The organism is Sulfitobacter sp. G21635-S1, assembly GCF_027213915.1.
Lineage (GTDB): Bacteria > Pseudomonadota > Alphaproteobacteria > Rhodobacterales > Rhodobacteraceae > Sulfitobacter.
In genome coordinates this window covers 13170-26147 of record NZ_JAPWGV010000010.1, presented here as the reverse complement: position 1 = coordinate 26147, position 12978 = coordinate 13170, and the positions used below count along the sequence as shown (strand labels likewise).

Here is a 12978-nt window from a genome sequence, read left to right as displayed (position 1 = left end):
AAACATGCTGCATGCAATGGAAAGCCGTTGGCGGTATCCAATCGCCATCCTGCTCGGTCTCGGTGTTGGCACCTGGATCGGTGCCGCGATCGCCACGCTCTATCTGATGGCGCGATTTGGCGAAGACCTGGGTGGGTTCGATATTTTCGAACTTTGGCTGCTCAATCTGTCTGATCCACGGGTCAAGGCAAACCCTGCGGTGGAACATACTGCGTGGCTCATCACGGCACTTCCTGCCCTGCTTCTGGCGGCGACAGGAGCGACATCCGTTCATCGCGGGTCGCTCACCGATTATGATGATGCGCATTTCCAGTCGCGTCCCGAGCTCCGCCGCAACCGTATGTCTGCGTCTCTTTCCCAGAACGGCTTTCTGTTCGGCAAGCTCGGGTCACCTGCGTCCCGTGCGCCTTTCGTGTCGGCCACGCCAGATCGCTTCCCACACGCAATGATGATCGCGCCAACGGGCCGGGGCAAAGGGGTAGGCTTCGTTTTACCGAACCTTTTGCACTTCCAGGGCAGCACCGTGATCCTCGACGTCAAGGGCGAGAATTTCGAGAAGACATCCATCCACCGCCAAAAGGCGCTGAACAATCAGGTCTGGTACTTTTCGCCCTATGACTACGTTCAGCCCGAGGGCAAGAACGGGCCTGTCCTGACCCGCACGCACCGGTTCAATCCTCTCCAGCGCATTGCCGATCTGCCCAGCCCCGAGCAGCAATACACCGCCGTCAACACCATGGCGGACTTGTTCCTCATCGTCGAAAGCGTGAACGCGCAGAGCTTTTTCCAGGCCGGACGCAGCCTGTTCGTGGCGTCTTGCCTCTATGCCATCGAGACCGGAAAGCCGACGATCGGTGAGGCGCTGCGGATCATGACTGGCGGCGGCAATAAAAAGGAATTCTACAAACGGGCCGCGATGCAGACCGCAAACCCGGTGGTGGCAGAGATTTTCCTGAGCATGGCCGACGAAGTGGACAAGATTCTCGATTCCTATGTCAGTGTGATCCGCGGGGCCGGATTGGAGCTTTGGCTCGATCCGGCGGTGGACCGAGCGACACAGGCAAGCGATTTCGACTTCGGGACGTTCCGACGAGAGCCACAGTCGCTCTATATTGTCGTGCAGCCGGAGCACCTGAAAACACTGGCCCCCCTGATCCGGCTCCTGTTCGCCGATGCCATCGCATGTCTGCAGCGCGCGCATCCCGGACCGGACGAGCCACATCCCGTCATGTTCCTGATGGATGAATTCGACCAACTGGGCAAACAACCCCTGGTCTTGCAAAGCATCAAGACGATCCGTTCCTATGGCGGGCGGCTCTTTATCATCTCGCAGTCGATCCCCGGTCTTGAGGGCATCTACGGCGAAACCGACCGCCGTGCGCTTCAGGCCGGTGCGGGTGTACAGATCTACATGACCCCGCAAGATGATCGCACTGCCGACGTGCTGTCCGCAGCTCTCGGCAAACGCACGATCGTGGGCAAGACCAGATCACAGGCAACCGTGCGCAAGCTCTCGGAAAGCGCAAATATCAGCCGTCGCTCGGAAGAACGGGCGCTGGTATCCCCCGCTGAATTGCTGCGTTTCCCGCTCGACAAGGTCCTTGTCCTGCCCGAGGGGCAATATCCCATCAAGGCGGATCACATCCGCTACTATGCGGACCGGCATTTTGAGGAGATCGACAAAGCACGGCAAGGGCATGCCTTGCCCTATCCTCCTGCTGCAGCGCCAGTCTCGAACAGGCCGAAGAAAATCACCCTCGAGCAACCAGAACCCGCAGCACCCGCGGCGATCTCCATGGGCGACAAGGAATTCGAGACTGCGGTCCAGACCTATACAGGCGCGCTACAGGGATACGCAGAAGCCGCCAGGGCAAAGCCAAAGAAAACACGATCTGGTCGTAGGCAACGGAGCTCAGGCTTGGCCGGAACTAGTACAGCCTGACCACTTCTAAATCATTAAACAAATAAAAACCAAGGCTTAAGAAGCGCTTACGATCCTAGTCTGGGCTTAGGTAGTGGATTAAGGTGATGGGGTGGCCGATGGCCGAATGCTTGGAGAAGGGCTGACGCTTGGCTTCGCCCAAGGCTCCGAGTTATTCTTTTTGGCAGTGTAAACAGCTTTGCGCTTTTATTTTCAAAGCGTTGCACATTCTGCCGCGAGAGTTAGTGTGACATCATTTCCGAACATATGACCTATGGGGGAACTTTTGCGGATTGTCGACAACACAACCACGCTGCTGGGAGATGATCTGAAAAGCGAGCTGTCCGGCGCGTCGAAATTTCGGGTCGCCGCCGCGTGCTTCTCTATTTACGCATTCGATGCCCTGAAAACGGAATTGAGTGAACTAAAAGAGTTCGAGTTCATTTTTACCACACCGACGTTTACCCCAAACGGTGCGATCGACCGCATCAAGAAGGAGAAGCGTGAGTTTTTCATTCCCAAAGGGCGAGCGGCAGAAACGCTTTCAGGCAGCGAGTTTGAGATTCAGCTTCGGAACAAGATGACTCAACGGGCGGTCGCGCGGGAATGTGCCGACTGGATCCGCAAAAAGGCGCGCTTCAAGTCGAACGTCACATCAGCACCGATGCAGCAGTTCGGACATGTGCAGCGGTCCGAGACCGGTGCGGCCTATATGCCGCTGTCAGGGTTTACCGCTGTTGACCTCGGGTATCAGCGCGGGGATGCGGTCTCAAGCTACACACAGGTCATGGATGAGCCCCAGTTTGCGCAGACCTACCTGAACCTCTTTGACCAGATCTGGAATGATGAGGAAAAGCTGCGAGATGTCACGGCCGAAGTCCTTGAGCACATCGAGTCCGTGTACCAGGAGAATCCTGCCGAACGGGTCTACTTCATGATTCTGTTCAACCTGTTCAGCGACTTCCTGAGCGAGATCGATGAGGACGTTCTGCCTAAGGATCGAACCGGTTATCTTGAAAGTCTTGTTTGGCAGAAGCTCTTCAATTTCCAGCGAGATGCCGCCGTCGGCGTTATCAACAAGCTGGAAACTTATAACGGGTGCATTCTGGCCGACAGTGTGGGGCTGGGCAAAACCTTCACGGCTCTGGCGGTGGTGAAGTATTACGAACTGCGCAACAAGGACGTTCTGGTCCTGTGCCCGAAAAAGCTAGCAGACAACTGGCGCAACTATAATGCAAACCTGACCACCAACATTTTCGCCAAGGACCGGTTTCGATACGACGTGTTGTGCCATACGGACCTTTCACGAACGTCTGGCGAGTCATTCGGGATGCGGCTCGATCGTGTGAACTGGGGCAATTACGATCTGGTCGTCATCGATGAATCCCACAACTTCCGGAACAACGATGTCTACAAGGATCGCGAAACCCGTTACCAACGTCTGATGAACCAGGTGATCAAGGCCGGGGTCAAGACCAAGGTCCTGATGTTGTCGGCGACGCCGGTTAACAATCGTTTCACAGATCTGAGAAACCAACTGGCGCTTGCCTATGAAGGGCATTCAGATGCCCTGAGCAAGAACCTGAAAACCAAGACCAGCGTGGAAGAGATATTTCGTCGCGCGCAGACTGCGTTTAACGTCTGGTCCAACTTACCCCCGGATCAAAGGACGCCAGCCTCCATCCTAAGGGCACTGGATTTCGATTTCTTTGAGCTGCTCGATGCGGTGACGATCGCGCGATCCCGCAAGCATATCGAAACCTTCTACGACACGGCGGACATCGGCAAGTTTCCAACGCGACTGAAGCCGTTGTCACATCATCTGCCGATCACGCACCGTGACGACGTCATCGGCTTCAATGAGATATTCGCCCAGCTGAGCGACCTGAAAATGGCCGTCTATGCACCGGTCAACTATATCCAGCCCAGTCGTTTGAAAAAATACGAAGACCTCTATGACACCAAGACGGAGGGCGGCAAAGGCACGCTGAAACAGGCTGACCGCGAGAAGAGCCTGCAAGCCTTGATGACGACCAACCTGCTCAAGCGGTTGGAAAGCTCTGTCCATGCATTCCGCAAGACCCTTGGCGCGCTGTCCGGCAATATCGGCCGGACGCTGGATGCCATTGCCAAGTTCGAGGCTTCCGGCGGTGCAGCGACGGTCGAGGATTTGGACATCGACCTGGAAGCTGTTGCGGACGAGGATGACGACTTCGCCGATTTCTCTGTAGGTAAGAAGATCAAGATTGATCTGGCAGATATGGACGTCACGGCCTGGAAGCAGGAGTTGTCGGTCGACAAGATCATCATCGATGGCCTGATTGCCGAGATGGAGAAGGTCACGCCCGAAGACGACGCGAAGCTTCAGCATCTAATTGCCGAGATCGCCGGAAAGATGGCCAACCCTCTGAACCCCGGCAACCGCAAGGTGGTCGTTTTCACCGCCTATGCCGATACCGCGAACTACCTGTTCGATCAGCTCGCGCCGCATTTCGCCGAGGCGCAGAATATTCACAGCGGCATTGTCACCGGATCGGGCAATCCGCGAACCACGCTCAAGAAATACTATGACTTCCAATCCGTCCTGACGCTCTTTGCCCCCCGCGCCAAAGAGAAGGACAAGATCATGCCCGATGATCCGGCTGAGCTGGACATCCTGATCGGCACCGACTGCATATCCGAGGGGCAGAACCTTCAGGATTGCGACTACCTGATCAACTATGACATCCACTGGAATCCTGTTCGCATCGTCCAGAGGTTCGGCCGGATCGACCGCATCGGCTCGCCCAACACCCAGATCCAGCTGTCCAACTACTGGCCCGACATCAGCCTGGACGAATACATCAACCTCAAGGAACGCGTCGAGAACCGGATGCATATCGTCGACATGGCGGGCACCGGCGAGGATAACGTGCTCACCTCCAAAAGCTCGGACGTCGCCTACCGCAAGGACCAACTTCAGCGCCTTCAGAACGAGGTGATCGAGCTTGAGGACGTGAAGACCGGCATTTCCATCACCGACCTGGGCCTGAACGACTTCCGGATGGACCTGCTCAACTACCTCAAGACCCATGATGACCTGCCGCGCATGCCGCATGGGTTGCACACGGTCATCCCGTCGGACCCCAAGCGCGGCCTGCACCCCGGCGTGATCTTCACGCTGCGCAACATCCATGACAGCGTGAACGTGGGCCAGCAGAACCGCCTGCATCCTTATTACCTGATCTATATCGGTCAGGACGGCCAGATCATCGCGGACCAGACACAGGTCAAACGGCTGCTTGATCTGATCCGGTCGGGCTGCAAGGGCGTCACACAGCCCATTCGCGACTTGTGCACAGCCTTCAACGCGGAAACGCAGGACGGGCGCAAGATGGGCACCTACTCAAACCTGCTCAACGACGCCATCCGCTCGATGATCGAGGTCAAGGAGGAACGTGATATCGACAGTCTGTTCTCGGGTGGGCATACCACGGCGCTGACCCAGACAATCGCGGGGCTGGAGGATTTCGAACTCATTGCCTTCATCGTGGTGCGCGACCCATGACGCTGTATCAATACCCGCCCCAGACCGCCCTCAAACGCGTGATCCCCAAGACCCGCATCTATGACGGGGCCGCCGCCAGCACGGCGCTGCGCGAGCGTTTCGTGCGCGAGGTGGATCAGATCACATGGGCGCACAAGCTCGCCCCCGAGACGCTGAACCTGCCCGCCACGCCCGCCGTGCCGGAAATTCAGGTGTTCCGCGTCACGCTCAAGGGCGATACGCTGCATGACGACATCCTGCGCGCCATGGACCGCGCCATTCCCTTCCCGCTGATGTTCGAGCTGGTGGCGGGGGACCGTATCCAACCCGCCGCCGCCTACAAACGCCCGTCCGAGGCGGAGCGCGGCAAATGGGTGCTGTCCGATCCCTTACGGGGGGAGTGGGCGGCGCATGACGCCCCCCGCGCGCCCTTGCCGGTGGCGGTCAACATGGGTGTGCTCTATGACAGGATGCTGTCCGCGCTGATGCCGGTTGCGCCCGTGCCGGGCGAGGATGTGGAGAGCCGCCTTGCGCGACTGACGGCAATCAGGGCAAAAGAACGTGAGATTGCGCAGCTTCAATCGAGATTGAGGCGCGAAAGCCAGTTCAACATCAAGGTGACGCTGCACGGCCAATTGGCCGAGGCACAGGCGGCCTTTGACCATATGAAAGACCCGGGAAAAACGGGCGGGGGAAACCATGAGTGACGAGATTGAAAAGCTGAAAATGCACAGCCCCGACCTGACCGCGCAGAATGTGGAGCGGATCGCGGCGCTGTTTCCGGGCTGCGTGACGGAAAGCAGGGGGCCGGACGGCACGCTGCGCCGCGCGGTGGATTTTGACCTACTGCGGCAGGAACTCAGCGACAGCATCGTGGACGGCCCGCAAGAGCGCTATCATCTGGACTGGCCGGGCAAGCGGCAGGCGCTGATCACGGCCAATGCGCCGATTGCGAAAACCCTGCGGCCCGTGCGGGCGGAGTCGGTGGATTTTGACACCACCCGCAACCTGTTCATCGAGGGCGATAACCTTGAGGCGCTGAAGCTGCTGCAAGAGTCGTATTTGGGCAAGGTCAAGATGATCTACGTCGACCCGCCCTATAATACGGGGAATGATTTTGTTTATGAAGATGACTTTTCTGAGTCCACGGCAGAGTTTCTGGCGAAGTCAAATCAGGTGGATGAGGCGGGTAATCGGCTGGTGGCGAATACGCAATCAAATGGGCGGTTTCATTCGGATTGGCTGTCAATGATGTGTTCACGATTGAGAGTTGCCAAGAATTTACTACGAGATGACGGCGCAGTTTTCGTAAGCATTGATGACACAGAGGTTGCCGGATTACGACACCTGATGGATGAGGTTTTCGGAGCAGAAAATTTTATCACCGAAGTCATCTGGGAAGGCGCAAACAAAAATGATGCGCGGCAAATTGGCGTCTGCCACGAATACGTGCTTTGTTACGTAAAGAACAAGCAGGCAACCGAGACTGCTTGGACGGTGACCAAAGAAGGGGTGGAGCCAGTCCTCAAAGAAGTTGAGCGACTAAAAAAAGAATACGGAGAAGACTACAGCGCCGCGTCAGATGATCTCGCTGGCTGGTTCCGCGCAATGAAAGCAAAACCCTCATTTGGCCTTCGGAGATTCCGTTATATTGACGAACGAGGAGTCTACAAGGAAGATGATCCGACGGCCCCAGGAGGCCGGAAATTTGAGTTAAAGAATCCAAATACGGGCGAAGTCATTCCCTTGCGTCAAAACCGAGGTTGGGCTTTTGATCAGGAAACATTCAATGACCTAGTGGAACAAGGCCGGATATCATTCATTTCCTCAACGAGTATTATGGTCAGGAGGTATCTGCACGAAACAGACTCTCAAACACCGCAGAGTGTATTCTATCAACCAGCGCGCTCTGCTTCTGAAAGGCTTTCTAAGCTATTGGGCGACGGTTTGTTTGACTATCCAAAAGACGAAACCATAATTCAGAAATTTGTTGATATGGCAGGCGATGAAAGTGGTAGCGAAGCCATTGTCATGGATTTTTTCGCCGGAAGTAGCACCACTGCGCACGCTGTGTTTCTTCAATGCGCCCTTGATGGCTGCAACAGACGCTTCGTCATGGTTCAAATTCCGGAAGCGCCGAAAGACAAAAGCTCCGCTCAGAAAGCGGGCTTTTCCACCATCGCTGAAATCTCCAAAGAACGCATCCGCCGCGCGGGGGCGAAAATCCTCGAAGGGGAATGTCACCCCGACTGGAACCGCGATGTGGGCTTTCGCGTGCTGAAAATCGACAGCTCGAACATGGCCGATGTCTATTACACCCCCGACGCCACCTCTCAGGCCGACCTTCTGACTCGCGTTGACAATATCAAACCCGACCGCAGCCCCGAGGACCTGCTGTTTCAGGTGCTGCTGGACTGGGGCGTTGACCTGACCCTGCCCATCACCCGCGAGAGCGTCGCGGGCAAAACCGTCTTCACCGTCGCCGGCACCGCCCTGATCGCCTGTTTCGACAACGGCGTGGACGAGACGCTGGTGAAAACCCTCGCCACCCGCCACCCCCTGCGCGTGGTGTTCAAGGACACAGGCTTCAAGGACGACGCGACCAAGATCAACGTGAAGCAGATTTTCAAATCCCTGTCGCCCGACACAGACGTCAAAGCCATCTGATGACCCCCGCCGAGTTGCGCCAGAAACTGACCGACCTGATCGCCACCTGGGAAAACGAGGTGGTCGAGTTCAAGGAGGCGTCCAATTCCTATTCCACAGGGGATATCGGGAAATACTTTTCGGCCCTCTCGAATGAGGCAAACCTGAAGGACGTCGACGCGGGCTGGCTTGTGTTCGGGGTGAACAACAAAAGCAGGACTGTCGTAGGGACGGATTACCGGCCCGCCCCTGAGCATCTGCAAAGCCTCAAACAGCAGATTGCCGAAGGTGCAGACCCGACAACCACATTCCGGCAAATCCATGAGGTGGATGTGGACGGCAAGCGGGTTGTCATGCTGGAGATCCCGCCCGCGCCAAGGGGTATTCCCATTGCGTGGCAGGGGCAGACCTATGCGCGGGCAGGGGAAAGCCTGAGCGCGCTTGGCTTTGCGAAGCAAGATGAGATCCGCAACCAGACCCTGCATGACGATTGGAGCGCGCAGTTGGTGGACGGCGCCACGCTGGATGATCTGGACCCCGTGGCAGTGGAGCGCGCGCGCAGTGACTTTGCCCTGAAGCATCAAAACCGGATCAATGCGGATGAGGTGCGCGGCTGGCCGGTGGCGACCCTGCTGGACCGCGCGAAGGTGACCCAACGCGGACAGGTGACGCGCACGGCGCTGTTGCTCTTGGGGCGTGCGGAAAGCGCCTATCTGCTGTCCCCCCATCCCGCACAGATGACATGGAAGCTGGTCGGACCGGAAACGGCCTATGAACACTTCGGCCCACCATTCCTGCTGGCGACCTCGCAGCTGTATCAACGTATCCGCAACATCCAGCTGCGCCTGCTGCCCGATGACGAGCTACTGCCGCATGAGGTGTCGAAATACGACCAGAAGGTGGTGCTGGAGGCGCTGCACAACTGCATCGCCCATCAGGATTACCGCCAGAACCAGCGGATCATTGTGACCGAGCGGCCGGATCGCTTGGTGTTGGAGAACGCCGGCCGGTTCTTTGAGGGCGCCCCCGAGGATTATGTGCGCGGCGACAAGACGCCGAGGGGCTATCGCAACCCCTATCTGGTGCAGGCCATGGTCGAGCTGAACATGATCGACCAGATGGGCTATGGCATTCAGCGGATGTATGAAACGCAGCGTCGGCGCTACCTTCCGATGCCGGATTACGAGGTGTCGGGCGATGCAGTGGTGATGACGATCTATGGTGGGGTGGTCGATCCGGCCTATACACGCGTTCTGATGGAAAACGGCGGCTTGAAGCTGACCGACGTGCTGGCGCTGGACCGGGTGCAGAAAAGGTTGGAGGTGCCGGATGCGGCGATCCAGGCTCTGAAGCGCAAGGGGCTGGTTGAGGGGCGTAAACCTCGGTTCCGCGTCTCGGCTGCTGTCGCGGCTGCATCGTCCAAGAAGGCCGAATACATCAAGACCCGTGCGTTTGACGATCAGCATTACGCGGACATGGTGGTTGAGTTTTTACGAAAGTTCGGCAGCGCTTCACGAAAGGACGTTGATGACCTGCTCTGGGACAAGTTAAGCGACGCCTTGGATGACACGCAGAAGAGAAACAAAATCGGAAACCTTCTCAGCGGCTTACGGCGCAAAGACGTGATTTTTAACGCTGGCTCCAAACCTGCCCCACAATGGAAGCTGTGCGAATGAAACAAGAACATCCTACGAAAGAAATTACGAAAGAAGCGCTGGATTTAAGAAAGCGACAGTCATGAAAATCAAGTTCAAGTCGCAACCCTATCAGACCGATGCCGTCGATGCGGTGGTCGATTGCTTTGAGGGCCAGCCCCGGCAGGATGTTCAGAAATACACCATCGACCCCGGCGCAGACCGGCAGGCCAAGATGGAGGTGGAGGGTTTTGGCAACGCCCCTGTCAAGCTGCCCGAGGACGTCTTGTTGGAGAACATCCGCAAGGTGCAGCGCGGCGCGATGCTGCCCCCGTCGGACAGCCTGACGCATCACACCGATGACAAGGGCAAGACCAAGCCCGCCAGCTACAAGCCCGGCGCGCAGATCAACCTCGACGTCGAGATGGAGACAGGCACGGGCAAGACCTATGTCTACATCAAGACCATGTTCGAGATGCACAAACGCTATGGCTGGTCCAAGTTCATCATCATGGTGCCCAGCGTGGCGATCCGCGAAGGGGTGGCCAAGTCGATCCAGATGACGGCTGAGCATTTCCAGCAAGAATACGGCAAGAAGGTCCGGGCGTTCGTCTATAATTCAAAGCGGCTGCACGAGCTGGAGAGCTTTTCGTCGGACGCGGGCATCAACGTGATGGTGATCAACGTTCAGGCCTTTAACGCGTCAGGGGCGGATAACCGGCGGATCTATGACGAGCTGGACGATTTCCAGTCGCGCAAGCCCATCGACGTGATCGCCAAGAACCGCCCCATCCTGATCCTGGACGAGCCGCAGAAAATGGAAGGGCCGGCGACGCAAAAAAGCTTACCGCTGTTCAACCCGCTGTTCATCCTGCGCTATTCGGCGACGCACAGAACCGTCCACAACAAGGTGCATCGTCTGGATGCGGTGGATGCCTTCAACAGGAAGCTGGTCAAGAAAATCAAGGTGCGCGGTGTGGAAACCAAAGGCCTGAGCGGGACGAACCCCTATCTGTTCCTGCACCGGATCGAGACCTCAAGCGCCGCGCCGGTCGCCTGGGTGGATATCGAGGTCAAGATGCAGAGCGGGATCAAACGTGTCGCCCGCAAACTGGAACAGGGGCGCAACCTGTTCGATCTGTCCAAGGGGCTGGAGGTCTACAAGGATTTCGTTGTCAGCAATATCGACGCCCGCGATGACACGGTGCATTTCACCAATGGTGATGAACTGCACGCGGGTGAGGCGTCGGGCGATGTGACGGAACGCGACATCCGGCGCATTCAGATCCGCGAAACGATCTCGGCCCATCTGGAACGCGAACAGGCGCTGTTCGCGCGTGGGATCAAGGTGCTGTCGCTGTTTTTCATCGACGAGGTGGTGAAGTATCGTGACTACGACCAGGCTGACGAGCAGGGCGAATATGCCAGGGTGTTCGAGGAAGAATACGCGCAGGCGGTTGACGAGCTACTTGCTGAGTTGCCGCTGGAGAATGTGGAGTATCGCGACTATCTGACCGGGATCGAGGTGGGCAAGACCCATCGCGGTTATTTCTCGATCGACAAGAAGGGGCGGATGACAGACCCCAAGGCTGCCGCCCGTGGCGAGTTGGCGGGCCAATCGACAGAACCCAGTGATTACGATCTGATCCTGAAGGACAAGGAGCGGCTGTTGTCCTTTGAGGAACCCACGCGTTTCATCTTTTCCCACTCAGCCCTGCGAGAAGGTTGGGACAACCCCAATGTCTTCGTGATGTGCATGCTCAAGCACAATGAAAGCCAGAACACCATCTCACGGCGTCAGGAAGTCGGGCGCGGTCTGCGGATCGCGGTCAATCGCAATGGCGAGAGGATGGATCATCCGGTGACCGTGCATGACATCAACGTGCTGACCGTAGTCGCATCGGAGAGCTACAAGGGGTTTGTGACAGCCCTGCAGAAAGAGATCGTCGAGAACCTGTCGGCTCGGCCCAAGCAGGCGGATGCCGAGTATTTTGATGGCAAGACGTTGAAAACCGGCGATCTGGAGTTGGTCTTGGACAAATCGCTTGCCAAAAAGTTGGAGCGCTTCCTGATCAAGAGCGACTATGTCGATGAAGATGGCCACATCACCGCCGCCTATCACGAGGCCCGTAAGTCGGAGGCACTGGCAGAGCTTCCCGAGGAGCTGGAAGCCCATCGCGATGCCGTCTTCGCGCTGATTGACACCGTTTTCAATGGCAGGGCCATCGACGACATGTTCAGCGACGGGCGCACCCCAAAGAGAAACCGGCTGAATGAAAATTTCCAGCGCAAGGAGTTTCAAGAGCTTTGGCGCCGGATAAACCGAAAGGCCGTCTATCAGGTCGAGTTCGACAGCGTCGCACTGGTCCAAAGCTGTATTAACCGGTTGGAAAGCGAACTGCAGGTTGCGCCGCTGCAATATCTGGTGACGGAGGGTGCCTTGTCCGATGACGTGACCGATGAAAACCTTCGGGATGGCAGTGCCTTCGTGCAGGGGAAAATTCGGTCTGAGAGCGGCAAGAGTGCACATTCACGCGTGTCATACGATGTCATCGGATCAATTGCTCAGAATACTGATTTGACACGCAAGACCGTGGGCGAAATCCTGGCCGGGATCCAACCGGCAAAATTTGGTGAGTTTGCCAAGAACCCTGAACAATTCATCGCTGATGCCTCGCACTTGATCCAAGAGCAAAAAGCAACCGCGATCATCGAAAAGCTGACCTACGATGCAGTCGAAGAGCGCTATGATTCCGAGCTGTTCACGGCGGGCGAAACGGGCAACGACTTCAAGAAGGCGACTGAGAAGCTGAAGAACCACGTCTATGATTATGCGATCGTGGATTCAAAGGTAGAGCGCGACTTTGTCAGGGATCTCGATACAAGCGCAGAGGTTGTCGTTTACTCCAAACTACCACGCGGCTTCCTGATCCCGACACCCGTTGGTGACTACAACCCGGATTGGGCGATCGCGTTCAAAGAAGGCGGTATCAAGCATCTCTACTTTGTCGCAGAGACCAAGTCTGACCTCCCCTCGATGAAGATGCGTGAACTGGAACAGACCAAGATCAAATGTGCCCGAAAGTTCTTTGACGAAATCGGTCGACGGATCAATGACAACAGCGTCAAGTATGATGTGGTCACCAGCTACTCTGAACTTATGACGCTGGTGAAAGATGTGGGGTGAAGAAACCGCGGTATCTCCCTCAAGTTTCCTGTTGACGCCAAACAGACCATTTTCCGCTTGCAGA

At 56.9% G+C, this 12978-nt stretch carries 6 protein-coding genes; all 6 read left to right on the top strand.

The features are described from left to right. Positions 1–4 precede the first annotated feature (4 nt). Complete coding sequence (locus tag O4H53_RS11480; RefSeq protein ID WP_111550060.1) at positions 5–1942, top strand: type IV secretory system conjugative DNA transfer family protein; 1938 nt, start codon at positions 5–7, stop codon at positions 1940–1942. Between the two features lie 559 nt (positions 1943–2501). After that, on the top strand, positions 2502–5468 hold the full coding sequence (locus O4H53_RS11475; RefSeq protein WP_269363933.1) for a helicase-related protein: 2967 nt from the start codon (positions 2502–2504) through the stop codon (positions 5466–5468). Continuing rightward, on the top strand, positions 5465–6154 hold the full coding sequence (locus O4H53_RS11470; protein ID WP_111550061.1) for a DUF4391 domain-containing protein: 690 nt from the start codon (positions 5465–5467) through the stop codon (positions 6152–6154). Before O4H53_RS11475 ends, O4H53_RS11470 begins: the two co-directional genes overlap by 4 nt. Further along, positions 6147–8114 (top strand): site-specific DNA-methyltransferase, encoded by a 1968-nt coding sequence (locus tag O4H53_RS11465; protein ID WP_205912133.1) that lies wholly within the window; start codon positions 6147–6149, stop codon positions 8112–8114. The genes O4H53_RS11470 and O4H53_RS11465 overlap by 8 nt, the downstream gene beginning before the upstream one ends. Then, positions 8114–9769: an RNA-binding domain-containing protein gene (locus tag O4H53_RS11460; RefSeq protein WP_111550062.1), complete on the top strand. Its 1656-nt coding sequence runs from the start codon at positions 8114–8116 to the stop codon at positions 9767–9769. Before O4H53_RS11465 ends, O4H53_RS11460 begins: the two co-directional genes overlap by 1 nt. Positions 9770–9830: 61 nt before the next feature. Next, the gene (locus O4H53_RS11455; RefSeq protein ID WP_111550063.1) at positions 9831–12914 is read left to right on the top strand and encodes a type III restriction-modification system endonuclease; all 3084 of its coding nucleotides are present in this window, start codon (positions 9831–9833) and stop codon (positions 12912–12914) included. Positions 12915–12978: the final 64 nt, after the last annotated feature.